A 23,131-nucleotide genomic window follows, 5' to 3' on the forward strand; every position below is an offset into this window, starting at 1 on the left:
GACCCGATGGTCAGGCGTCGATGGCGTCACGGTCGACCCGGTCGGCGGAGTCGATCAGCCAGTTGCGGCGCGGCTCGACCTTCTCCCCCATCAGCAGTTCGAGGATCCGCTCGGCGGCGTCGATGTCGTCCAGGGTGATCCGGCGCACCGCGCGGGTGGCCGGATTCATCGTGGTCTCCCACAGTTCCTCGGCGTCCATTTCGCCGAGACCCTTGAACCGGGGCACCGGGGTGACGATCTGCTTGCCGGCCCTCTCGAACCGGCGCACCGTCGACTCCATCTCCGCCTGCGTGTAGGTGTAGACGGTCTCCGGGTTGCGCCCCTTGGTCGTGATCTTGTGCAACGGCGGCATCGCGGCGTAGAGCCGGCCCGCCTCGATCAGCGGTCGCATGTACCGGGCGAAGAGGGTGATCAGCAGCGTCCGGATGTGTGCGCCGTCGACATCGGCGTCGGCCATGATCAGCACCCGGCCGTAGCGCAGCGCCGACAGGTCGAAGGTGCGCCCCGAGCCAGCCCCGAGCACCTGCACGATCGCCGCGCACTCGGCGTTGTCCAGCACCTGCTGAAGGCTGGCCTTCTGCACGTTGAGGATCTTGCCCCGAATCGGCAGAAGGGCCTGATACTCGGAGGTACGGGCGACCCGGGCGCTGTTGTGCACGAACACGCCCGCTTCCAGTGCGAAGTTGTGGTAGCCATCGACTGTCAGGTCATAGACGTCCGCCGTCTCGTCGAGCGCTTCGACGGACACCACACGGTGGTTGACCAGAGCAGCAGCCTCACGAAGCCGGGCGTAATCCCCGTCGTAAAGCGTGAGGAGCCGGTCGAAGCGAAGCCCGGTACGGGCGGACTTCAAGCGCTCAGCCTCGTAGGCCGCCGCGAGTTCACCATTGTGCAGCGCAAGCATCGGCGCGAGTCGGCGCAGCGCGGCCAGCCGCCTCCCTTCCTGCTGACGGCTCACCCGGTCCGCACGCGGCACGTCGGCCACGTAGCGCAGCCGTCCGGCCTGCACCTTGGCAAGGTGGCTATTCTTTGGATCGGCCATCCGCTGCTTCATCCGGCGAGAGTGGCGCTCGCCGAACTCCCGGTTGTTCTCATGCCAGGCCACGACCGCGTTGCGTTGCCGATCCCGTTCGGCGGGATCGGAGAACTGCTCGAGGGTCTTTCGGGAACGCCACGCACGCAGCTCGGAGTCCTGCCATTGCCGAACGGAACGCTCCCGCCACTCCGCGCGCCGCGCGGGGTCGGTGAAGTACAGCCGAGCCCGCTCCGCAGCGGCCGCTCGGTGCTCCGGATCCGACCAGTAGCCTGCCTGCCGTTCCCTCATGCGGTCGGCGTAAGCGCACCGTTCGTCGTCGCTCAGCGCGGCGTACCAGTCCTGGAACCCCTGCTCGACCTTGGCTCGGAACGCGGGTGACTCGTTGAGTGCGAAAAGCCGAGCCAGGCACGCCTCTCGGAAGGCGGGGTCGCGCCACTGAGCGGTGAGCATCGCCGACCTGAACTCCCGGCCGCCGTTCTCGAACCACTCACGCCACCCGGCCTGGACGTGCTCGCCCATCATCGCGGCGTGCAGCGCCGAATGATCGGCCCAGGTCATCCGCTGGATGTTGCGCGGGTCGTTGTTGCGCTTGTCGATGTCGATGTGGTGCCGGACCCTGCCGTTGGCGGCGCTGTCCCTGCCGTTTCTGAGGTTCCACGCGTCGGCGAGGTAGTGGGTGTAGACCCACTCATCTTTGTCGTTCATCCAAACCCGCTCGTACCCTTGCAGCTTCTGTCCGGCCGCCTTGTTGGACAGGCTGCGGTAGAGCGGCATGAGGGAGTCGCCAGGCATCAGGGCGTCGGCACGGCGGTAAGAGCCGTCACGGAGCCGGAAGCGGTGATCGGGTGTGCATCTGACGGACTCGCCGTTGTCGAGGGTGACCCGCACCAAAGGTGCACCCCGCTTGGTCAGACGCGGCTCGACCAGAGGTGCTATCACCACTCGACCGGCCTTGTTCGTGGTGTAGCCGAAGTGGGTCACACCCTGCTGCCAGTCATTCGCCAGATCGGCGAACGAGCGGCTCATGCCGGAAGCCAGCGCGACCATGGTGTCGCCCGTGAAGCACCCGAGGGCGCTGTCCCCTTCGACGATAAACAGCTCGCTGCGGTCCACCCCGGTGGCGCGGCAGTCGACGAGCTTGGCGGGCATGGCCGCGCCTTCGAGGGCGGTCTTGCGCCGGGCCGCGTCCTTCTGCTGCTTCTGGGTGAGGCGTACCCGGGACGCGTCGACGATCTTCTGGAGGACCGTACGCGCCTCGGTGCGCGTCTTGCGGTCGTCCAGCCAGGACTTGACGTGCTGCTCCACCAGGCCCTGCACGACCTTGGTGATGCCGGCGGTGGAGAGCTCGTCCTTGGTCTGCGAGGTGAACTGCGGCTCGGGCACCCGCACGTGCACCACCGCCGTCATGCCCTCCAGCACGTCGTCCAGGGTGGGCGCGTCCTCCTTGGCCTTGAGTAGGCCCCGGGTGTTGCGTACGGCGTCGGCGAGAGTACGCGCCAACGCCCGCTCGAAGCCCTTGCGGTGGGTGCCGCCGTGGGCGTTGCGGATGGTGTTGGTGAAGCACTCGACCGTGCGTTCGTAGCCGGTGCCCCAGCGGAAGGCGATCTCGACCTCGGCCCGGCGCTGCACGTTGGACTGCATGACGCCGTTGGCGTCGGCGGCGTTCTCCCGGTACGTCCCCTCGCCGGTGACCAGCAGGGTGCCGGAGACGGGCCGGTCGCCGGCCGGTGCGAGGAACTCCACCATGTCGGTGAGGCCGTTGGGATAGTGGAAGCGCTCCTCGGTGGTCTCCCCCGTGGTGCGGTCGTGCAGGGTGTAGCCGACGCCGGGGACCAGGAAGGCGGTGTGGCGCAGCTTGGCCCGCACGGCGTCGTGGTCGAGGGTGGCACCGGTCTCGAAGTAGCGGGGGTCGTGCCAGTAGCGGATCGAGGTGCCGGTGCGGCGGCCGCGCTTCATGGCGCCGACGACCTGGAGGCCGGGGCCGGGGGTGAACGGCGCGTCGGGGCCGTCGCCGTCGAAGACGCCGGGCACCCCGTGCCGGAACGACATGGTGTGCACCTTGCCGCCCCGGCGCACGGTGACGTCGAAGCGGCGGGACAGGGCGTTGACCGCCGAGGCACCCACGCCGTGCAGGCCGCCGGAGGTCTTGTAGCCGGAGCCGCCGAACTTGCCGCCGGCGTGCAGGCGGGTGAGCACCAGCTCCACCCCGGAGATGCCGGAGCGGGCGTGCACGTCGGTGGGGATGCCCCGGCCGTCGTCGTCGACCTGCACCGACCCGTCGGCGTGCAGGATGACCTCGACGCTTGTGGCGTGGCCGGCGACACCCTCGTCGGTCGAGTTGTCGAGGATCTCGTTGACGAGGTGCCCCACGCCACGGCTGTCGGTGGAGCCGATGTACATGCCGGGCCGCTTGCGGACGGCGTCCAGCCCCTCGAGGTGCGTGAGGTCGTCGGCCCCATACAGGGTGTCAGGCTCTGCGGTCAACTGGTCGTACTCCCCGGTCTCGGCGATGTGCTCCCCCGCGCCGTCGGCGGTCGGCCCGGCGCGGACACGCCGCAGCGAGCGTAGCCGCACGCCCCGACAACCTGTGCGGACACCCGCCCGGCACGCCGCGGGCCGCTCCTGGCGGACCTGCTGCGGTCAACGCCCCGGCCGCCGGCCTTATGCCCGGCGGCGGCACTCGACGCCGTTCGCGGGAGCATCCCTGACCCCGCTGGACCCACCTGTCACGGATGTTTCCCACTGTTGACGTTCGTCACACCCGCGTGATCTCATCACCGCACCAGAGGATCTTTCACATTTCTATGAACGGATGGGGATGCCGATGTCCGCGTTGCGTCGTACCGCCGCCGCGATGGCCCTGGCCGTCACCGCGGCGACTCTCTCCACCGCCGTCGCGGTCCCCACCGCCTCGGCCGCACCACCCACCGCGGCGGTGGCCCTCGGCGACAGCTTCATCAGCGGCGAGGGCGCCGGCTCCTACCAGCCGGTGGTCGACGTGACCGGCGTGGCGCGGAGCTTCCCGGGGTGGACAGCGCCCAACAGCAATGCCTTCTTCTGCCACCGCTCGGCCAACGCCTCGCTGCACAAGGCGACGCTGCCCGGCATCCAGGACCGGTTCAACCTGGCCTGCTCCGGTGGCCAGCCGCACGACATCGCCGCCGCCTCGTCGGCCCGAACGAGCGGCCGGCAGGTCGCCGCCCAGCTCGACCAGCTCCGCGCGGTCGCCCAGACCCATGACATCGACCTGGTGCTGATCGGGCTCGGCTCGAACAACAGCTCGTTCACCTTCGGCGGGGTCGCCGAGAAGTGCGCCAACCGGTTCATCGCCGACGCCTGGACCGGCTGGTGGGAGTTCTGGGCGTACCTGAACGGCCCGGTGGAGCAGAAGCCGTGCAGCGACGCCGACCTGGCCACCGCCGCTCAGATCACCGCCGCGACCGCGGAGACCACCACGGCCGTACGCCAGATCCTGACCACCCTGCGCGAGGTGGACGCCGACGGTCAGCACCGGGTGGTGCTGCAGGACTACACCAACCCGCTGCCGCTGGACCTGGCCCCCACCTACCACTCCGAGGACAACCGGGACGACACCCGGGACAAGTTCCGCGCGCTGGGTGCCGAGCGGTACGCGGCCGGCTGCCCGATCCACCGGGCCAGCCTCCCGCCCGGTCACCGGTTCTCGCAGGGCCTCGGGACCATCGTGCGGTCCACCCGGGACACCCTGGCCGCCGAGTTCGCCGGTGCCGACCTGGTCTACCTCAACGTGCAGCGCGCCTTCGACGGCGCCCGGCTCTGCGAGAACACGAACAGCCCGACCGGCACCCTGGCCACCCCGATCCGGTTGATGGACAACCCGCCGAACGGGACCTTCGTGACCAGCCTCTCCGGCAAGGACAAGATCGCCATCCAGCGGATCGCCAACACCTGCGTGAGCTACTTCCAGACCTGCCAGGAGTCGTGGCACCCGAACGCCGCCGGGCACCAGGTGCTGGGGCAGTGCCTGTCCGGCGCGGCCAGCACCGCGGCCCGCTCGGTGGCCTGCGTACGCTCCGCGAACGGCACGATCGGCGTTTCCTGACCGCCCCGAGTCGGGCAGTGGGGTGCCCCGGAGTCCGGCCGGACTCCGGGGCACCCGTCGCCGCGGTGCGATCCCGGCGGGGGTGGCCCCCCGCCACAACCTACCCGCCGGTAACCTGTGGTCGTGAACGCGACGGAGTATCAGCAGGAGTTCGTCCAGGTCGACGATGCCCGGCTCGGCATCCAGGTCTACCCGGAGCCCGTCGGGGTGGCCGATGCTCCGGTGGTGCTGATCTCTCCGGCGATGGGGGTCCGGGCCCGCTACTACCGACCGTTCGCCGCCGCGCTGCGCGCCGCCGGGCTCGCCGTGGTCGTGGCGGACCTGCGCGGCACCGGCGAGAGCACTCCCCGGCCGAGCCGGACCTGCCGGTACGGCTACGCCGAACTGGCCGCCGACATCGGGGCGGTACGGACGGCGCTCAAGCCCCGGCTCGACGGCCGGCGGACGGTGTTGCTGGGACACTCCCTCGGTGGCCAGGCCGCCGTGCTGCACCTGGCCCTGCACGGCGAGCACGAGGTGGACGGGCTGGCCCTGATCGCGGTCGGCATCCCCTACTGGCGTGACTTCTCCGGCCCCCGACGGTACGGGGTACTGCCGTACACCCAGGGCATCGCGGCCACCGCCCGGATGCTCGGCGTCTGGCCCGGTTGGGGCTTCGGTGGTCGGCAGGCACGCGGGGTGATCCGCGACTGGGCGCACACCGCACGCACCGGACGCTTTCCCGAGCTGGACGGGGTGGACACGGAGGCGGCGGTGCGCCGGATCCGCACCCCGGTGCTGGCGATCAGCGTCGACGGCGACCAGTACACCCCGCATCCCACGCTGGACCGGCTCTGCGCCAAGCTCACCGCAGCTCCCGTCGAGCGTGAACGCTACGGCGCGCCGGGCACCGACGTGGACCACTTCACCTGGGTACGCGCCGCCGGACCGCTGGCCGCGCGGGTGGCCGACTTCGTCACCACCCTGCCCGCCCGCTGACCCGCACGGCGGCGGCCGGGACGCCCGACAGCGGTCAGGCCGACGGGCTGGCCGAACGGCGCCGGCGAAGCCGGAACAGCAGCCGGGCCACGGTCATCGGCAGCAGGTGCAGCACCACCACCAGCGCAGCCGTCAGCATCGCGTACTGGCCCACGGAGAGCCCGGCCAGGGCCAGCACCAGTCCGGCGCAGGCCACGGTGACCAGCGTCTGGCCTGCGATCCGTAGCGCGATCCGTCGGGGCGACGGGTCCACCTCGGCCTCGGTGGATCGTCGCAGCGCCGCGCCGGCCGCCGCCGCGACCGCGGTCAGGCCGGCGAACTGCAAGGCCCAGAGGGCGACCCGGCCGACACCGGCCTCGTCGGTCGCCGCCGGCGCGACGAGGGTGGCCAGCGCGAACACGACGAAGGTCGGTGGCCAGGTGAGGACGAAGGCGGCCAGCACCGCCAGCGCGACCCTGCTCGGCAGGCTCGGCTCCGGGGTGACCTCCTGCCGGATACGGGCGGCCACCTCGTCGGGTGCCCACACCAGCTTGCCGTCGGTGCCCGCTTCTGGTGCCGGTTGTGCCATGCGGCGAGCCTAGTGGGATCGGTCAATGCGCTCGGGTGCGGAGCATCCCCGTCGGCCGACCACCACCGCACGGCGACGTGACCTGCCTCACCAGGCGGCACAGCGGTGGGCATTACGGTGTCTTGCGGCCGGAGCCAGACCCATGGGGCGCCATGATCCCCGGTGCTCGTCATCGACGGCGGGTACGCCGGGGTCCGGAAGGAGAGGTCGAGACAGTGAGTGAGCGCATCACCGACCCGGCGACCACCACCTTCGTCGCCCACCGCAACCTGCTGTTCACCGTCGCGTACGAACTGCTCGGCTCGGCCGCCGACGCCGAGGACGTCCTTCAGGAGACCTGGCTGCGCTGGGTCGACGTCGACCTGGATCGGGTCCGCGACCAGCGTGCCTACCTGGTCCGGATCACCACCCGGCAGGCGCTCAACCGGCTGCGCACGTTGCGTCGCCGCAGGGAGTCCTATGTCGGCTCGTGGCTGCCCGAGCCCTTGCTCACCGCACCGGACGTGGCCGAGGACGTCGAACTCGCCGAGAGCGTCTCGATGGCTCTGATGCTCGTCCTCGAGACGCTGTCACCGACCGAACGGGCCGTGTTCGTGCTCCGCGACGCGTTCGAGGTCAGCTACGACGAGATCGCCGCAGCGATCGGGCGCAGCCCCACGGCGGTGCGGCAGATCGCGCACCGGGCCCGCCAGCATGTCACCACCCGCCGCCCCCGCGACGTGGTCTCTGCCGGCGAGACCCGGGCGGCGCTGGAGTCGTTCCGGCGCGCGGTCGAGACCGGCGACCTCCAGGCCCTGCTCGACGTGCTCGCTCCCGAGGTCGTCCTGGTCGCCGACGGCGGCGGCGTGCGGCAGGCCGTGCCGAACCCGGTCGTCGGCGCGGACAAGGTGGCCCGCATGATCCTCGGCGGTCTCCGCCGGGCGCCGGGCCGGCTGACCGCGACCGTGACGGCGCTCAACGGCAGCCCGGCCCTCGTCGTACACCTCGATGGTGATCTCGACGGCGTGCTGGCCGTCCGGGTCGGTGAGGCGGGCATCGGTGGCCTCTACTACGTCCGCAACCCGGCGAAGCTGACCCGGGTCGGCTCCGAGACCCGACTCGTCCGCCGCTGAACGCCGGGATCATCGCGGCGGGTGTCCCCAGGTCACCGCGATTAGCCCGGCCGAAGGCGGGTAAGCCGCTGCGCCCGACACGGTGGAAGGGGACCAGATGTCTGACAGCCACACCGCACTACGTTCCATGCACGACCTGGGCCTGGCGGCCTGGTTCGGCGGCAGCCTGATGGGTGCCTTCGGCGTGAACGGTGCCGCAGCCCGGATCGGCGACTCGACCCAACGACTCTCGGTGGCGTCGACCGGTTGGAACCGGTGGACGCCGGTCAACGCGGCGGCCATCGGCGCTCACCTCGCCGGCGCGGTCGGCGAACTGGTGACCGAGAGCCCGCGCATGGCCGCCCAGGCCGGGGTCGGCCGGGCCAGCACCGTGAAGACCGCGCTGACCGTCGGCGCCCTGGCGGTGACCGGGTACAGCCGGTTGCTCGGCATGCGACTGGCCAAGGCCGGCCAGGCTTCGGTCGAGGGGGTGACCGAGCCGAACGGACAGACCCCGGCGAACGTGGCCTCCTGCCAACGCCAGATGAAGGCGCTGCAATGGGCGATCCCGGCGCTGACCGGCGCCCTGATCGTGGTCACCGCCTACATGGGTGAGCAGCAGAAGCCCGGGCAGGTCCTGCGCGGCATGCTCGGCCGCGTGGGTGGCCTCGGGCACTCGTCGAAGACGATGGGCAAGGGCGCCGGCGGGATGGCGGCGGCCAAGGCGATCCGGCAGATGGCGATGTCCGGCCGCTGACGGCGGCGGCATCACCGCCAGTGCACCCATGTGCCGGCGTCGGTATCGGGTAGACCGGCGGCCGCGCACCGATCAGCGAGGTGGCCATGACGGACCGGGACAGGCAGGACCGGGCACCCGAGGGTGTCTCCCCCTGGGGGACCACCGACGGCTTCGACGGGGATCCGCCGTGGGGTGCCGGCGCGGACTCCCCGATGGATGAGGGCAGCGAGGAGACCGCCGTGCCGGAGGGACGACGCGGTGAACGACGCGCGGCCGGCACTTCCGCCGGTGATCCGACGGACCGGCCCGCCGGGCGGCACGGGTTCGGCTCGGTGGAGCCGACCCGTACCCCGGCGGCCGGGCCCGGGGCACCACCGGACCCGGCGCCCTCGCGGCGCAGCTTCCCGGACGACTCGGCCGATGGGGACCTGCCGGACAACGCGCTGGAGGAGGCGACCGGGATGCACCCGGAGGGCACCTGGCGCGGGTGAGCGCCACCGTGCCGTCCACTCAGGACGGTACGGCCCGCCGGTCGGCCCCGTCGAGCAGACCGACCAGCCGCTCCGCGTCGCGTTGGGCCTGACCCGCGCAGCAGTTGTTGAACAGCACGTGCAGCTCGTCGGCCTGCCCGGCGAGATCGATCAGCAGCTCGGACCAGCGGCGCAGTTCCTCGTCGCCGTAGGCGTACCGGAACCGGTCCTCCTTGTCGCCGCTGGTCCAGGCGCTGCTGTGGCCGTGGAACCGGATCATCGCCAGGTCGGCGGTGGCGACCGGGATCGGCGGCACCGAGTCCGGATGTCCCTGCGGCATGTCCACGCAGCAGAAGGTCAGTCGCTGCTCGCGCAGGAAGGCCAGCGTCTCCAGCGCCGCCGCCCCGTCGAACCAGGAGGCGTGCCGCACCTCGACGGCGACCCGCCACGGTCGGCACCGCGACGCCAGCTCCGCGATCCGTCGGCGGGCCGCCTCGCTGCGGGCCAGCCACGGCGGGAACTGCAACAGCACCGCGCCGAGCCGGTCGGCCGCCGCGATCGGCGCCAGCGCCGCCCGGAACCGGTTCCACAACTCGTCGTACGCGGCCGTCGGCAGGTCACGTCGGCGGATCCGGGCCGGACCGCCGCCCGGACGGAGGTCGGCGGGCAGGGTGGCCACCGGGGTCGGGTGACCGGTGAAGAGACTGAACGCCTTGACGTTGAAGGTGAACCCGTCGGGCGTGGCGTCGACCCAGCCCTGCGTGGTCTCCGGTGCGGGCACCGCGTAGTACGACGTGTCCACCTCGACCAGCCCGAACCGGTCGGCGTAGTGGCGCAGTCGGCCGGCCGGTGTGTTGGCCTGGCGCGGGTACCAGCCGGAACGGACGAGCGTCCGGTCCGCCCACGAGGACGTGCCCACCTTGATGACACCCATGTAGTTCAGTGGACCGCCGAACGGGCCCATCGGCAACCGCTGGGCGGTGACCGCCGGGCCGACCCGTTGGTAACGTGCCGCGATGACTCTGCGGCGTCGATCCGCGGCGGTGGTGGTGCTCCGCCTGGCGATCGTGACAGGTGTGCTGGCCGGCGTGGTGCTCACCGCGCTCGGCCCGGCCACGGTGACCGGGCTGCTGCCGTACTTCACCATCCAGAGCAACCTCGCGGTGGGCCTGGTCGCCGGGTACGCGGTCTGGCGGGGCCGGCCGGATCCGTCGGACGTGCTCGCCGCCGCGGTGACCCTCTACATCACCATCACCGCCGTGGTGTACCACGTGGTGCTGGCCAATCCGGCCAGCCCGTTCGCCATGCCGCAACCGGACCGGGCGCTCGGTGAGGCGTTCGGTAACCAACTCCTGCACACCGTGGTGCCGTTGCTCGCCGTCGCCGACTGGGCGGTGCTTCGCCGGCACGGGCGGCTGCGCCTGCGGCACGCGCTGTGGTGGTTGGCGTTCCCGCTGGGTTACCTGGGTTTCGCCCTGGTACGCGGGCTGGTGGTGCACCGCTACCCGTACCCCTTCCTGGACGCGGGCGAGCTCGGCTACGCCGGGGTGGGCATCGTCTCGGCCTGCCTCGCCGTGGTGTTCTGGCTGCTCGGCCTGCTGCTCGTCGGCATCGACCGGACGCTGACCCGGCTCCGGCCGGCATCCGTGCCGGCCGACCCGGACCCGGTGCCGGCGGCCCGACCCGCCCCTGCCGGGTCGGCACCGCCCGACACTGCGACCCCACCGGAGGAGCAGGCGGCGGAGGTGGTTTGAGTCGGCATCCGTCGGGGAGCCTCGGGCAGGGGTAACGGCGACGGGAGACAGGGATGCGTGCACTGCGGCTGCCCGCCTGGAAGACCGAGCCGGAACTGGTCGAGGTCGACCAACCGACACCCGGCCCGGGCCAGGTGGTGGTGCGGATCGGGGCCGCCGGTGCCTGCCATTCCGACCTGCACCTGATGCACGACTTCGAGGCCGGCGGCCTGCCCTGGAATCCGCCGTTCACGCTCGGCCACGAGAACGCGGGCTGGGTGCAACGGCTCGGCGCCGGGGTGACCGGCCTGGAGGTGGGCCAGCCGGTGGCGGTCTACGGCCCGTGGGGCTGCGGTCGCTGCGCCCGCTGCCGGGTCGGTGTCGACAACTACTGCGAGAACCCGGCCGCGGCGCCGGTGCCGGGCGGTGGTGGTGGCCTCGGCCTGGACGGCGGGATGGCCGAGTACGAGCTGGTGCCGGACGCCCGGCACGTGCTGCCGCTGCCGGACGGGCTCGATCCGGTCGACGCCGCGCCACTGACCGACGCGGGGCTGACCCCGTACCACGCGATCCGCCGGTCGTGGCCGAAGCTGCCACCGGGCAGCACCGCGGTGGTGATCGGCGTCGGTGGGCTCGGGCACGTCGGGGTGCAGATCCTCAAGGCGACCACCGCCGCCCGGGTCGTCGCGGTGGACACCCGGGAGGAGGCGCTGCGGCTCGCCGAGGAGTGCGGTGCCGACCTGACGATGCGCTCGGCCGAAGGCACCGCCGAGGAGATCCGCCGGGTCACCGGCGGCCGGGGCGCCGACGTGGTGCTCGATTTCGTCGGCGCCGACGCCACGCTCAGGCTGGGCGTCGCCGCCGCCCGGACCGTGGGCGACCTGACCATCGTGGGGCTCGGCGGCGGCTCGCTGTCGGTCGGCTTCTTCTCCGTGCCGTACGAGGTCAGCATCCAGACCACCTACTGGGGCAGCCGTCCGGAGCTGCTCGAGGTGCTCGACCTGGGTGCGCGCGGACTGGTACGACCGAAGACCACCACGTTCGGGCTGGACGAGGCGATGCGCGCGTACCGGATGATGCAGGACGGCAGTCTGGAAGGTCGGGCCGTGATCGTGCCGTGAGCCGCCCGACGACGCGCCCCTCTACAGTGATCATGTGGTCGCCGCGTTGGAGCTGTACCTGGACACCGTCGCCACCCGGCGGATCCGCGTGCTGTGGGACGCCCTGGAGGCCGAGGGGGTGCAGAGCATGCGCTCCCTGCTGGCGCAGCGGCACCGGCCACACGTCTCGCTCGCGGTCGCGCCGCGCTTCGACCCGGAGCAGGTCACGGCGGCGCTCGCCGGCACCACGGTGGCGGCACCGCTGCGATTGTCGTTCCAGCATGCCGGCCAGTTCGTCGGTCGGGTGCTCTGGTTGGGCCCGGTACCCACCCCGGAGCTGCTGGCGCACCACCGACGGGTGCACGACCTGCTCGTCGCCGGCGGGGTGCCGCTGGTGGAGCACTACCGGCCCGGCCGGTGGGTCCCCCACTGCACCCTGTCCATGCGGGTCCCCAACGCGCTGATGGCCCCCGCCGTCCGCCGCTGCCTCGAGGTCCTACCGCTGGAGGCCACGGTCGTCGCCGCCGCCCTCACCGACCACGCCCGCAACATCTCCCACCCCCTCCCCTGACAGACCGCTCCCACCCCTGGGGCGGCGGGTGAGGTCGATGAGGGTCAGGAGGGGTGGTTGTGGCGCCAGTAGCCCATGAAGGCCACCGCGCGGCGGTCCAGGCCCCGTTTGGTGACCAGGTGCCGGCGGAGGGTACGGATGACTCCGGCCTCTCCGGCCAGCCAGGCGTAGAGCGGGGCGGTCGGGTGTGCGTCGGGTACCTCCCAGAGGATCTCGTGGTCCTCGTCCACCTCGTCGACCGGTTCCGGTACCGGGCCGTCGCCGGTGACCGGGCCGCTGGCCAGCAGTTCGTCGGCGGCCGCGGCGACGGCGGCGACGAGCCGGCTGCCGTGCCCGCCGGCACCCCGGGGCAGCCAGGTCACCTCGACACCGGGCGGAGTGACCAGCGACAACGCGTCGCCGGCCTCGGGGACTTCCAGCAGCACCCGACCACACGCGTCAAGTGGCAGCCGCTCGCAGATGCCGCTGATCGCCGGCACCGCCGTCTCGTCCCCGGCCAGCAGCAGACGCCCGGTCGACGGGGGGCGGAACTCGACGCCACCGTGGTCACCGCCGTACGCCGAGTCCGGGCCGACGATGGCGATCTCGTCGCCGGGGCGGACCCGGCGGGCCCACCGGGTCGCCGGCCCACCGTCGCCGTGCAGCACCAGGTCGACGTCGACCTCGCTCAGGTACGGCCGGACCGCGCGCACCGTGTAGGTCCGGATCGGGTTGCGCTGGTGATCCGGCAGGGCCCGCCACCGCGCGTACCAGTCCGGCCCCTGCGGCAGGAGCACACCGGCCTGGCCGAGCAGCGGCAACGCCAGCTTGATCCGTTGGTCGTAGCCGTTGTCGGCGAAGCGGTCCAGGTCGGGACCGGTGAAGGTGACCCGGACGAAGGACGGGCTGAGCCGACGTACCGCGCGGACCTCGACGGCGAACAGCCGCCACGGTGCGACAGGCAGGGTGTGGGTCATGATGCCTCTCCGGGTCGGGTCGGTGCGCTTACCGGGACGGGGTGGCGGCGCGGGACCGCCACAGCAGCCAGACGAAGTAGGGGGTGCCGATCATGGCGGTGACCAGCCCGGCGGGTATCTGCGCCGGAGCGATCACGGTGCGGCCGAGCGTGTCGGCGAGGCTGACCAGGGCCGCGCCGAGCAGCGCGGCGACCGGAAGCACCCGGGTGTGCCGGCCGCCGACGAGGGCCCGGGCCGCGTGCGGGGCGACCAGGCCGACGAAGCCGATCACACCGACGGCGGAAACCGCCGTCGAGGTGAGCAGGGCCGCCGCGCCGAGCGCGATCAGTCGGGTGCGTTCCAGCCGGACACCGAGCACCCGAGGGGTGTCGTCGTCGAGCGTCATCAGGTCCAGCTCGCGCCGGGCGGCGACCACGGCCGGGGTGAGCACCAGCAGGGCTATCGCCACCGGCAGCACCTGCGTCGCGGTCCGCCCGTAGGTGGAGCCGGAGAGCCAGGTGAGGGCCTTGCCGGTGTTCCAGGGATCGAAGGCGACGATCATGAAGGTGATCATGGCCATGCCGCCCTGCCAGGCACCGAAGCCGATCAGGACCAGCCGGTCGGAGCTGAGACCACCGCGCCACGCCGCGCCGTACACCAGGGCGAAGGCCAGCATGGCACCGAGCCCGGCGACCCCGGAGACGGCCCAGACACCGGCCAGCGGCACGAAGGTGAGCAGCGAGACCGCGCCCAGCCCGGCACCGGCGGTGATGCCGAGGATGCCGGGCTCGGCCAGCGGGTTGCGGCAGACCGCCTGCACGGTGGTGCCGGCGACCGCCAGGGCCGCGCCGGCCAGCATCGCCGCGGCGACGCGCGGCCACCGTTGGTCCAGCACGAAGGTGTACGCCGGCCCGGTGCTGCCGTTGATCCAGTTGACGATGTCGCCGAGCAGCAGCCAGGTGTCCCCGGCGAGCATGCCGAGCAGCACCGCCGCGACGGTGACCGTGGCGGCGACCGCCACCACGGTGCGGTGGAAGGTCGCGGAGCGTACGGCGGCGTGGCCACCGGCGGGGCGGCGGGTGGGGCCGGCGTCGCGGTGCCGACGGGCCAGCCAGATCAGGATTCCCGCGCCGAACAGTGTGGTCACCACGCCGGTCGGGATGTCGACACCGGCCTGTCCGCCCATCAGGGCCCGCAGCAGCACGTCGGAGCCGAGGACGATGATGACGCCGGCCATGCCGGACAGTGGCAGCAGGATCCGGTGCCGGTGGACACCCGGCACCAGCGGACCGAGCAGCCGGACGATCACCGGCGCGCAGAGGCCGACGAAGCCGACCGGGCCGGTGAGGGTGACCGCCGCGGCGGACAGCAGCACGGCCAGCACGGTGACGATCAGCCGGGTACGGCGTACTTCGATGCCGAGCACGGTGGCGGTGTCGTCGCCGAGGGCGAGGATGTCGAGGCGGTGGCCGAACAACATCAGCGTCGCCATGGCCGCCACGATCACGGGGGCGAGCTGGGTGAGGGTGTCCAGGTCGCTCTGCACCAGTGAGCCGTTGCCCCAGGCGAACAGGCCGATGGTGGCCTGCTCGAACAGCAGGAGCAGCAGCATGGTCACCGAGCTGAGCGCCAGCGCGGTGGCCGAGCCGGCGAGGATCAGTCGGGTGGTGCCGGCCTGGCCGCCGGAGGACATCGCCATGACCAGGCCGGCGGCGGCGAGGCCACCGCAGAAGGCCAGCCCTCCGGCGGGCAGCGCGGGCAGCGCGATGCCGAACGCGGCCACCGAGACGATGGCCAGGTGGGCGCCGGCGTTGACGGCGAGGGTGTCCGGGGACGCGAGCGGGTTGCGGGCTATCGACTGCAACGCCGCGCCGGCGAAGCCGAGGGCGACACCGATGGTGAGCCCGGCGAGCAGCCGGGGCACCCGGGAGGCGACGAACACCCGGGCGGTCTCGTCGTCACCGCCGGTCAGCAGGCGGAGCAGATCGAGCGCGCCCACGGTGGAGGTGCCCTGGGTGAGGTGCACCGCCACGACCACCAGCAGCAGCGCGGTGGCCGCGAGGAAGATCCCGACGACGCGCGGAACCGAGGCGCGCCCGGCCGGAGCCGGCTGGACAGCCGGCTCCGGCCGCGAGGGCGCGGACAGCATGGTCACCCCGCGTAGGTGGTGACGAGCTGGTCGATGTACTGCTTGCCGGACAGCGGCCCACCGAAGGTCCAGATCCCGTCGGGCATCCGGTGCAGGTTGCCCTGCTTGACGAAGGGCAGCGACTTCCAGATGGCGTTGCTGTTCAGCCCGTCGGCGAAGACGTCAGTGCCGTCCGAGGCGTTGTAGAAGAAGTGCAGGTCCGGGCTGGAGAGCACGGTCAGGCCCTCGACGTCGGTCTGGCCCAGGCCCCACGCCGGGTCGGTCTCGCCGGTCCACGCGTTGCTGAGGCCGAGCTGGATGCCGATCTGGGAGACCAGCGCGCCCTCGCCGAACATCCGGATGCTGACCGTGCTGCCCTCCTTCCAGCCGTCGGCGATGGCGAACGGCTTGCCGGCGGCACCGGCGTCGGCGATCTTCTTCTTGCCGTCGGCGATGGCGGCGTCGAAGTCGGCGAGCAACTTCTCCGCCTCGGCGGTCTTGCCGACCGCGGCGGCGATCATGTTCAGGTCGGCCCGCATCCGGCCGAGGTTGTCCGAGGCGTCGCTGCCCTTGGTCACGATGACCGGGACGTACTTCTCCAGCTGCGTGATGACGTTGGCGCCCCGGTCGTCCTCCATGACCACGAGGTCGGGTTGCAGCGCCACGATGGAGTCGATGCTCGGCTCGCCGCGGGTGCCGACGTCCTTGACGCCGGGGTCGAGCTTGGCGGCGCTGACCCAGGTCGCGTACCCCTCGGGGTCGGCGACGCCGACCGGCATGACGCCGAGACTGACGAGCATCTCGACCTCGCCCCACTCGAGACCGACCACCTTGGTCGCGGGGGCGTCGAGCTTGACCTCCTTGCCGCGGCTGTCGGTGACGGTGACCGGGCCGCTGGCGGCGGAGGTGGCGGCGGCGGGCTCGGTGGTGTTCTCGGTGGTGCCGCAGGCGGCCAGCAGCACCGCGGTGGCGGCAGCCAGCAGGGCGGTTACACGGGTACGGGACATGATGTTCTTTCTCGGGTGGGTGTCGTGACCGGTCTGTGCTCAGACCGGGACTCGGGCCAGGTGTCGGCCCACTGGGCGGGCCGTCACCAGCCCGCTGAGCGGGTCGGTGCTGACCTCGATCCGGATGCCGTAGGTCTCGGTCAGATCCGGTTCGGTGAATACCTCGGCCGGGGTGCCGGTGGCGCGGACCCGGCCACCGTGCAGCAGGACCACCTCGTCGGCCACCGCGGCGGCCTGGTTGAGGTCGTGCAGCACGACGCCGACCGCGACGCCGTGGTCGTCGGCGAGGTCACGCATCAGGTCGAGAATCCCGACCTGATACCGCAGATCAAGGAAGGTGGTGGGCTCGTCGAGCAGCAGCACCGGGGTGTCCTGGGCCAGACAGGTGGCCAGCCAGACCCGCTGCAACTCGCCACCGGAGAGTTCGTCCACCGGCCGACCGGCCATCGCGCTGACGCCGGTGACCTCCATGGCGCGGGCGATGGCGGCCGGGCCGTCCGGGTCGTCCGCGCGCCACCGGCCCCGGTAGGGGTGGCGGCCGTAGCCGACGACGTCGCGGACGGTGACGCCGTTGGGGACCGGCCTGCTCTGGGCGAGCAGGGTGACCCGGCGGGCGTACTCCTTGGCGGGCAGGCCCGCGGCGGCGATGCCGTCGGCGAAGAGCACGCTGCCGCGGTCGAGCGGATGCAGCCGGGCCAGTGCCCGCAACAGGGTGGACTTGCCACTGCCGTTGGGGCCGACCAGAGCGGTCACCGTTCCGGGGCGCAGGGCGATCGCCGCGCCGTGCACCACCGTCGTGCCGTGGTAGCCCAGGCACAGGTCGACACCGCGTAGACTCTGCTCGGCGTCGTTCGACATCAGTCCGCTCGACATGTGGTTAGGCTAACCTAACCTAAGTACCTGTCAAGACGTGGGTCCGTCTCACCCTTCTGAACCTCGACCGTCACTCGGCGTTGCTGGACCGCCGTCGATGCGCCGAGCCACCTCGCTGGCCAGCCCTGGTGGCGCACGCCGTGACGAGCCGCCACCTGCGATCGGGCCGGGACGCCGATGCCGGGCCACCCGTCAGGCGGCCCGAAATCCGTACCGGGGTGGGACGACAGAGCAGTCGGAGCAGCGGTAACGTTGCGCGTCATCCGCCGCCGGCCCGCCGGCGTGGCGCTCTTCGATCCTACGGAGGATGGGGCATGTCCATCGGCGAGGAGCCGTTCGCAGTCCGCGACGACCTGGCCTCGCGGCCGAACTTCGAGGTCGCCCTGCGTGGGTACGACAAACGGCAGGTGGAACGCTACGTCGAGCAGATCGACGGCCGGCTCGCCGCGGTCTCGGCGGAACGGGACCGGGCCACCGCCCAGTTGCGGGAGCTGACCGGGAAGCTTCAGGCGGTGCAGGGCGAGATGGCCGAGCTGCGGCAGCGACCGGCGCAAGTGGACAAGGCCACCTTCCAGGACGTCGGCCCGATGGTCGGCCAGATCCTGGACCTGGCCGAGAAGCAGGCTGCGGCGATCATCGAGACGCACAGCCAGCGGGCCACCAAACTCCAGGCGGAGGCGGAGAAGACGCTCGCCAACGCGCGGGAACGCACCGTCAAGGCGCTTGCCGACCTTGAGGAGGAGCTGGCCGGCCGGCGGGCCGAGCACGAGAAGACGTACGAGGAGTTGCGGGCGGCCGCCGACGCGGAGCTGGCCGAGAGCCGAGAGCGGGCCGACAAGCTGCGCGCCGACGGGGAGGCCGCACACGAGCGTGCGCAGCAGGAGGCGCAGCGGATCGGCGAGCAGTGCCGCCAGCAGGTCGAGCAGGCCCGCTCGGCGGCGGAGGCGCTCACCACCTCGGCGCGTACCCAGATCCACCAGGAGATCCAGGCGGCCCGGTCGAAGAGCCAGCAGGAGCTGGCGCAGTGGCGGGCCACGGTCGAGGAGGAGCTGGCCGAGCGGCGGGCCACGGCCGAGGAGGACCTGGCCGAGCAGCGGGCGGCCGTCGAGCGCGAGTTGGCCGCGCAGCGGGCCGCCGCCGAGCAGCGGGTCAGCTCGATGATCGCCGACGCCCAGCAGTACTCCGCGGAGATCCGCAAGCGCGCCGACGAGCAGGCGGCCGAGGTACGCAAACTCAGCGACGAGCAGGCCGCGGCGGCCGAGGAACAGCTGCACGCCGTCCAGCTCGAGGTCGGGGAGCAGCGTCAGGCACTGGCCCAGCTGCACGAGCAGTTGGACGACGCCGAGCAGCAACTCGACGCCGCCCGCCGCACCAAGGACGCCACCGAGACCGAGCTGACCCGGCTGCGGCAGTTGCTGGAGGAGACCAGCCACGAACTCGTGGCGGAGCGCCAGCGGCTGGACGAGGTGCGCCGGGCGGCCGAGGCCGCCGAGCGGCACGCCAAGGAGACCCGGGCCCGGGTGCAGCGGGAGGCCAAGCGGGTCGCCGATCTGGCGGCCGCGGCGGTGATGGCCGCGGCGGCCGGTGGCGGCGAGACCGCCGAGTACCCGATGGTGGCCGCCCGACTCGGGGTGTCCCGAACCGCTGGCGACGCCGCCGCGGCGGGCGGTGGCGAGGTGACCTCGGCGGCCGGTGGTCAGACCGAGGACGTGGCCACCGAAGCCGAGGGCAGCGCCGAGCGGGCCAGGTCGGATCCACAACGTACCGTCACCGACGCCACCGACCCGGCGGGTCGGGAGCGCAACGGCGTGGTCCCCGGCCGACCGGGGCACCCACAGCCGGAGCAGGGCGCACGCCCCGTGGTCGATCCGGTGGCTCGCGCGGCGGCCGCGGTGGCGGCCGGTGGGCCGGGTGGCATCGACTGGTTCGCCGGTCAGGCCGGGAACCAGCAGTCCGAGGCGGAGGAACCGCCGACGCCGGGCGCGACCGCGGCCGACCGGGCGCCGGAACCCGCGGCGAACTGAGCGCGACCGACAACGGGCCGCCCACCCCGAACCCCGGGGCGGGCGGCCCGCCGCGTCAGGACCGGCTGGTTGCCAGTTCCGGTTCCCGCGCGGTCGGATCCGGCACCAGCCCGAAGGGGCCGTAGACGAGGCCCCTGCGCCGTGCGCCCCGCTCGAACATCCGATGCAACGGAGTCGCGGCGAAGGTGGTCACGATGGCCATGATCGCCAGCACCGTGTAGAGCTGTTGGCTCACCAGGCCGGCGGAGAGCCCGATGTTGAGCAGGATCAGCTCCATCAGCCCTCGGGCGTTGGCCAGTGCGCCCATCGACCCGGCCTCCCGCCAGGTCATGCCCTGCCACCGGGCCGCGAGCCCGACGGCACCGAACTTGCCCAGGAAGGAGGCCGCCATTACCACGGCGGCCACCAGCAGCACGGACGGCTCGAAGATGAGGCTGAGCTTGGTGTTCAGCCCGGAGTAGATGAAGAAGGCCGGTAGCAGCAGGTACGCGGCGAGCGGCTCGGCCCGTTCCCGGAGCGCGTCGACGAAGCGACCCCGCGGCATGACCGCACCCGCGACGAAGGCACCGAAGACCGAGTAGATGCCGACGAAGTCGGTGAACCAGGCGGCGAGGAGCACCACCGTCAGCGTGACGGTCAGCGGCCCCACCGGCAGCGCCGCCGTCTCGCCGACGGCACGTCGGCGCTCGGCCCAGTCCTCCAGTCGGCGCAGCAGCGGCCGACCCACGAAGATCATGAACAGCAGGAACGCCAGCCCACCACCGAGGGCCACCACACCGCCGCCGATCCCGCCGGCGGCCGTGGCCACCACGATCGCCAGGAGCACCCAGGCGCAGGCGTCGTCGGAGGCCGCGCAGGCCAGGGCCATCGTACCGAGCCGGGTGCGCAGCAGGCCCGAGTCGTAGACGATCCACGCCAGCATGGGGAACGCGGTGATGGCGATGGCCGAGGCGATGAACAGGGCGCCCTGCCAGGGCGCCACCCCGGCGCTGAAGTACTCGTCACTGTGGACGGTCAGCCACCAGCCGAGCACGCCACCGAGCAGCAGCGGCACGCCGAGCCCGGCCGAGGCGGTGGCCCCGGCCTGCCGGACGTGCCCACGGAGAATACCCAGATCGAACGAGCAACCGACCAGAAACATGTAAACGACGAGACCGAGTTGCCCGATGACATAAATTGCGGTCAGCGAGGGGTGCGGTATGACCTCGCCGCCGACCTGCAATGTCAGGGGGAACATCCATTGTTGCGCCGCCGGCCACAACAGCCCGAACAGCGACGGGCCCAGCAGGAAACCGGCGACCATGATGGCCACCACCTGCACCTGCCCCAACCTGCGAAACAGCGGCCAGATCAGTCGATAGACGGCCAGAATCACGGCCATCTGCAGAAAAAGATGCATGGCAATTTCGAGCATCGAAGGCATGAGCCATCCACTTCTCGATTGACACGGCAACGGAAACAGCGCTCGACCGAAATTCCCCCCGGAGGAATTATCGACGATGCTAGATCCGGCCCGAAGCGGCGACAAGAGTGGCTCGGCCTCCCCGACCGTCTGGTGGCGGACACTTCACGGTCCGACCTGGTTGCCACCCCGGTACCACCGGTGGAAACGACGAAAGGTCTGGTTGGTCGAGTCTCTCTTCGCTCTTCAGAAGGGACCTTCCCCCGCACCCGGCGAGGTTCGCTCGATATCGGGTCGGCTGGGACGCCGACCGGTGACACCGCCGCGCCCGGTGGTCACGGGCTCACGCGAGCCTGGGACCGCCGGGCGCGGCGTACAGCCGCCGGGCCGGTCAGAACGGCCGGCGTGGCAGCCAGCCGAGGAAGCGGTTGCGGGCCCGGGCCAGCGGCAGCCCGGGCAGGTCGCGGGCGGCGGCGAGCAGACAGGAGCCCAGGTAGACCGCGAGCGCGGCGCGGGCCCCGCCGAACTCCGCGAGCAGTTGACTCTGCTTGACCGCGCACGGCCACTCCTGCCCGCAGCCGGTGCAGGTCCAACTCGGCGGCGAGGGCAGGTGCTCCGGTGGCTTGGCGGAGCGGTAGCGCACGGCGGCACTGTTGCGTCGGCCGACCCGGGTCGGCAACCGGTGTGGACCGCCCGACGCGGGATGCCGATCGGTGAACAGTTCCCGACGGGCCAGTCCGAGCGCCCCGCCGACCCGGACCAGCGCGTCCGGCCCCGGGCGATAGCCGACCACGGCACCCAGCAGGTGGTGACCCAGCAGATCGAAGGCGTCCGGCCCGAGCGCTAGATCGCGACAGAGCGCGATCAGCCGCGTCGGTGCCGCCACCCGCTGCGCCACCAGGGCGCAGCGCAGCACGTCCCGCAGGCCGCCACCCAGGTCGGACAGGCGGGTTCCCACGATGCCGGCAAGGTCCGCCTCCCCGGCGACCCGCCGGAGTGCCTCAGCCGTCGCCAGTCGGACGATGTCAGTCGGATCCTTGGTCTCCAACGCCCCCACCCCTATCCGTTAGGCGAACAATTGCCCTTGTTCGACACCCTTCGCATGATCACGGCCACGGACGGTTGCTGGCTAGCCCGGTTCGCGCAAGCCGGACCGCACCGACTAGCCCAAAAACGAAAACTCCCCTGACATCGACAACGAGCGAGATCCACCGGCGCGACGGATGCGCCGCGAAAACTTCATGGGACTCCTTCCTTTGTGGATACCATCGATGGGAATCCTGGCTCCGCATGTCCTACCGCTCTCCGGATCCACCACGTCCGTCGGGTGCCATCCCGGCGTGCCGAAGCGCCCTCCGTCCAGGTCGATGGAGACGTATTGAAGACGAAGGTGCCGACCACCCACCGGTTCGACAGCGGCGACCCGGAGACGATCCACGACTTCCTGGCCCGCGCCTACCACTCCAGAGTGGCCATCCGCGCGGCCGTCGACGCCCGGTTCCGGTTCCGCCACCACCGGGTCGACGCGGGCTCGTTCTGGTGGGAGACGGTGGACCAGTCCACGCAGCTCGACATCGATGTCGAGCCAGCCCACGCGTTGGTGATCTGCGAAGTCGTCAGCGGACGCGTCGACCGCTCCGGTGCCGGTACGCACGGTCGGTTCGGGCCGGGTGACGTCTTCCTGGCCACCCTGCCCGACCTGGCCTGCTCACTGCGCTGGCTGCCGGGCAGGATCACCGCCTGCCTGCTGAGTCCCTCCGTCCTGGACCGGGTGACCGGCATCGCCTCCGCCGGCCGGGCGAGCAGGATCCGGTTCACCGGGCTGATCCCCGCCTCCCCGGCCCTGGCCGGTCTGTGGCGACACACCACGAGCTATCTGCACCACGTCGTGCTGGGCAATCCATACGCGTACCGCGAGCCCCTGGTGATCGCCAACGCGGCCCGGATGCTGGCCGCGTCGGCCCTGGCGGTCTTCCCGCACACCAGCGTGGGCTGGTCTCCCGCCGCCGACCAGCGGGCCGCCACCACCACCGCGCTGCGCCGGGCGACGGCGTTCATCGAGGAGTACGCCGACCGTGACATCGGTGCGGCCGACATCGCCGCCGCGGCCCAGGTCTCGCTGCGGACCCTGCAACTGGCGTTCCGCCGACATCTCGGCACCACCCCGATGGCGCACCTGCGCCGGGTCCGGCTCGACCGTGCCCATCGCGAACTGCTACAGGCCGACCCGCGGCAGGAAACCGTCTCGGCGATCGCCTCGCGGTGGGGATTCCTCAGCCACAGCCGGTTCACCGCGCGCTACCACGCCACCTACGGATTCCCGCCCAGTCGCACCCTGCACGCCTGACGTCCGTGCTGACCGACCGCCGCGGGGCGGGCCACCGTCCGCATGATG

Annotated in this window: 18 protein-coding genes and 3 pseudogenes; 10 read left to right on the plus strand and 11 right to left on the minus strand. The window is 71.9% G+C overall.

Features of this window, described 5'->3' with window-relative positions:
• Window positions 1–10: 10 nt before the first annotated feature.
• The 3 pseudogenes from O3597_RS28550 to O3597_RS28560 all read right to left on the minus strand — a co-directional run.
• Window positions 11–649, minus strand: a pseudogene (locus tag O3597_RS28550) (toprim domain-containing protein); the annotation flags it as partial.
• 6 nt (window positions 650–655) lie between these two features.
• A pseudogene (locus O3597_RS28555) lies at window positions 656–2,128 on the minus strand (DNA topoisomerase); the annotation flags it as partial.
• Window positions 2,102–3,644, minus strand: a pseudogene (locus O3597_RS28560) (ATP-binding protein); the annotation flags it as partial. The pseudogenes O3597_RS28560 and O3597_RS28555, both read right to left, overlap by 27 nt.
• Before the next feature lie 216 nt (window positions 3,645–3,860).
• Here O3597_RS28560 and O3597_RS16145 point away from each other — a divergent pair.
• The gene (locus O3597_RS16145) at window positions 3,861–5,117 is read left to right on the plus strand and encodes a hypothetical protein (RefSeq protein WP_281601642.1); all 1,257 of its coding nucleotides are present in this window, start codon (window positions 3,861–3,863) and stop codon (window positions 5,115–5,117) included.
• A gap of 123 nt (window positions 5,118–5,240) precedes the next feature.
• Window positions 5,241–6,095 carry an alpha/beta fold hydrolase gene (locus O3597_RS16150; RefSeq protein ID WP_281601643.1) on the plus strand — a complete coding sequence of 285 codons (855 nt, stop codon included), beginning with the start codon at window positions 5,241–5,243 and terminating at the stop codon, window positions 6,093–6,095.
• A 34-nt stretch (window positions 6,096–6,129) separates the two neighbouring features.
• On the opposite strand, the gene O3597_RS16155 is transcribed toward O3597_RS16150, so the two are convergent.
• Window positions 6,130–6,663 carry a hypothetical protein gene (locus tag O3597_RS16155; protein WP_281601644.1) on the minus strand — a complete coding sequence of 178 codons (534 nt, stop codon included), beginning with the start codon at window positions 6,661–6,663 and terminating at the stop codon, window positions 6,130–6,132.
• Between the two features lie 215 nt (window positions 6,664–6,878).
• Between O3597_RS16155 and O3597_RS16160 the strand changes: the two genes are divergently transcribed.
• The 3 genes from O3597_RS16160 (at window position 6,879) to O3597_RS16170 (ending at window position 8,984) form a co-directional block, all read left to right on the plus strand.
• Window positions 6,879–7,775, plus strand: coding sequence for an RNA polymerase sigma-70 factor (locus O3597_RS16160; protein WP_281601645.1), 897 nt, complete (start codon window positions 6,879–6,881; stop codon window positions 7,773–7,775).
• Window positions 7,776–7,872: 97 nt separating this feature from the next.
• Window positions 7,873–8,511 (plus strand): hypothetical protein, encoded by a 639-nt coding sequence (locus O3597_RS16165; protein ID WP_164445381.1) that lies wholly within the window; start codon window positions 7,873–7,875, stop codon window positions 8,509–8,511.
• Between the two features lie 86 nt (window positions 8,512–8,597).
• On the plus strand, window positions 8,598–8,984 hold the full coding sequence (locus tag O3597_RS16170; RefSeq protein ID WP_281601646.1) for a hypothetical protein: 387 nt from the start codon (window positions 8,598–8,600) through the stop codon (window positions 8,982–8,984).
• A 19-nt stretch (window positions 8,985–9,003) separates the two neighbouring features.
• Here the strand turns inward: O3597_RS16170 and O3597_RS16175 are convergent, their stop codons facing one another.
• A complete protein-coding gene (locus tag O3597_RS16175) occupies window positions 9,004–9,897 on the minus strand; it encodes a DUF72 domain-containing protein (RefSeq protein WP_281601647.1) in 894 nt (297 codons plus the stop codon).
• Between the two features lie 82 nt (window positions 9,898–9,979).
• On the opposite strand from O3597_RS16175, the gene O3597_RS16180 reads away from it, so the two are divergent.
• Genes O3597_RS16180 through O3597_RS16190 form a run of 3 tightly spaced genes read left to right on the plus strand, consistent with a single transcriptional unit; the run spans window position 9,980 to window position 12,367 of the window.
• Entirely contained in the window at window positions 9,980–10,717 is a 738-nt protein-coding gene (locus O3597_RS16180; RefSeq protein ID WP_166457891.1) for a Pr6Pr family membrane protein, read from the plus strand.
• A 53-nt stretch (window positions 10,718–10,770) separates the two neighbouring features.
• The gene (locus O3597_RS16185) at window positions 10,771–11,817 is read left to right on the plus strand and encodes an NAD(P)-dependent alcohol dehydrogenase (protein ID WP_281601648.1); all 1,047 of its coding nucleotides are present in this window, start codon (window positions 10,771–10,773) and stop codon (window positions 11,815–11,817) included.
• Between the two features lie 34 nt (window positions 11,818–11,851).
• Window positions 11,852–12,367, plus strand: a complete 516-nt coding sequence (locus tag O3597_RS16190; RefSeq protein ID WP_269739016.1) for a 2'-5' RNA ligase family protein — start codon at window positions 11,852–11,854, stop codon at window positions 12,365–12,367.
• Window positions 12,368–12,411: 44 nt separating this feature from the next.
• On the opposite strand, the gene O3597_RS16195 is transcribed toward O3597_RS16190, so the two are convergent.
• From O3597_RS16195 to O3597_RS16210, 4 genes are read right to left on the minus strand one after another with little or no spacing between them, the layout of a single operon-like run.
• Window positions 12,412–13,323 carry a siderophore-interacting protein gene (locus O3597_RS16195; RefSeq protein WP_281601649.1) on the minus strand — a complete coding sequence of 304 codons (912 nt, stop codon included), beginning with the start codon at window positions 13,321–13,323 and terminating at the stop codon, window positions 12,412–12,414.
• Window positions 13,324–13,351: 28 nt separating this feature from the next.
• A complete protein-coding gene (locus tag O3597_RS16200) occupies window positions 13,352–15,448 on the minus strand; it encodes an iron ABC transporter permease (RefSeq protein ID WP_348650363.1) in 2,097 nt (698 codons plus the stop codon).
• A 5-nt stretch (window positions 15,449–15,453) separates the two neighbouring features.
• Window positions 15,454–16,437 carry an iron-siderophore ABC transporter substrate-binding protein gene (locus O3597_RS16205; protein WP_281601650.1) on the minus strand — a complete coding sequence of 328 codons (984 nt, stop codon included), beginning with the start codon at window positions 16,435–16,437 and terminating at the stop codon, window positions 15,454–15,456.
• Window positions 16,438–16,476: 39 nt separating this feature from the next.
• Window positions 16,477–17,310, minus strand: a complete 834-nt coding sequence (locus O3597_RS16210) for an ABC transporter ATP-binding protein (RefSeq protein WP_164445388.1) — start codon at window positions 17,308–17,310, stop codon at window positions 16,477–16,479.
• Window positions 17,311–17,624: 314 nt separating this feature from the next.
• Here O3597_RS16210 and O3597_RS16215 point away from each other — a divergent pair, with 314 nt between their 5' ends.
• Window positions 17,625–19,334: a hypothetical protein gene (locus O3597_RS16215; protein ID WP_281601651.1), complete on the plus strand. Its 1,710-nt coding sequence runs from the start codon at window positions 17,625–17,627 to the stop codon at window positions 19,332–19,334.
• A 55-nt stretch (window positions 19,335–19,389) separates the two neighbouring features.
• Here the strand turns inward: O3597_RS16215 and O3597_RS16220 are convergent, their stop codons facing one another.
• Together O3597_RS16220 and O3597_RS16225 are read right to left on the minus strand one after the other, a co-directional pair.
• Window positions 19,390–20,715 (minus strand): cation:proton antiporter, encoded by a 1,326-nt coding sequence (locus tag O3597_RS16220; RefSeq protein WP_281601652.1) that lies wholly within the window; start codon window positions 20,713–20,715, stop codon window positions 19,390–19,392.
• Window positions 20,716–21,127: 412 nt separating this feature from the next.
• Complete coding sequence (locus tag O3597_RS16225; RefSeq protein WP_281601653.1) at window positions 21,128–21,784, minus strand: hypothetical protein; 657 nt, start codon at window positions 21,782–21,784, stop codon at window positions 21,128–21,130.
• Window positions 21,785–22,114: 330 nt separating this feature from the next.
• Between O3597_RS16225 and O3597_RS16230 the strand changes: the two genes are divergently transcribed.
• Window positions 22,115–23,083 carry a helix-turn-helix transcriptional regulator gene (locus tag O3597_RS16230; RefSeq protein WP_164445390.1) on the plus strand — a complete coding sequence of 323 codons (969 nt, stop codon included), beginning with the start codon at window positions 22,115–22,117 and terminating at the stop codon, window positions 23,081–23,083.
• Window positions 23,084–23,131: the final 48 nt, after the last annotated feature.

Source organism: Verrucosispora sp. WMMA2044 (assembly GCF_027497155.1).
GTDB classification, from domain to species: domain Bacteria; phylum Actinomycetota; class Actinomycetes; order Mycobacteriales; family Micromonosporaceae; genus Micromonospora; species Micromonospora palythoicola.

Bases quoted from the DNA above. Each gene is read 5' to 3' on its own strand.
- O3597_RS16145 (WP_281601642.1), top strand. From the start codon at position 3,861: ATGTCCGCGTTGCGTCGTACCGCCGCCGCGATGGCCCTGGCCGTCACC.
- O3597_RS16155 (WP_281601644.1), bottom strand. From the start codon at position 6,663: ATGGCACAACCGGCACCAGAAGCGGGCACCGACGGCAAGCTGGTGTGG.
- O3597_RS16165 (WP_164445381.1), top strand. From the start codon at position 7,873: ATGTCTGACAGCCACACCGCACTACGTTCCATGCACGACCTGGGCCTG.
- O3597_RS16170 (WP_281601646.1), top strand. From the start codon at position 8,598: ATGACGGACCGGGACAGGCAGGACCGGGCACCCGAGGGTGTCTCCCCC.
- O3597_RS16175 (WP_281601647.1), bottom strand. From the start codon at position 9,897: ATGGGTGTCATCAAGGTGGGCACGTCCTCGTGGGCGGACCGGACGCTC.
- O3597_RS16180 (WP_166457891.1), top strand. From the start codon at position 9,980: ATGACTCTGCGGCGTCGATCCGCGGCGGTGGTGGTGCTCCGCCTGGCG.
- O3597_RS16185 (WP_281601648.1), top strand. From the start codon at position 10,771: ATGCGTGCACTGCGGCTGCCCGCCTGGAAGACCGAGCCGGAACTGGTC.
- O3597_RS16195 (WP_281601649.1), bottom strand. From the start codon at position 13,323: ATGACCCACACCCTGCCTGTCGCACCGTGGCGGCTGTTCGCCGTCGAG.
- O3597_RS16205 (WP_281601650.1), bottom strand. From the start codon at position 16,437: ATGTCCCGTACCCGTGTAACCGCCCTGCTGGCTGCCGCCACCGCGGTG.
- O3597_RS16210 (WP_164445388.1), bottom strand. From the start codon at position 17,310: ATGTCGAGCGGACTGATGTCGAACGACGCCGAGCAGAGTCTACGCGGT.
- O3597_RS16215 (WP_281601651.1), top strand. From the start codon at position 17,625: ATGTCCATCGGCGAGGAGCCGTTCGCAGTCCGCGACGACCTGGCCTCG.
- O3597_RS16220 (WP_281601652.1), bottom strand. From the start codon at position 20,715: ATGGCCGTGATTCTGGCCGTCTATCGACTGATCTGGCCGCTGTTTCGC.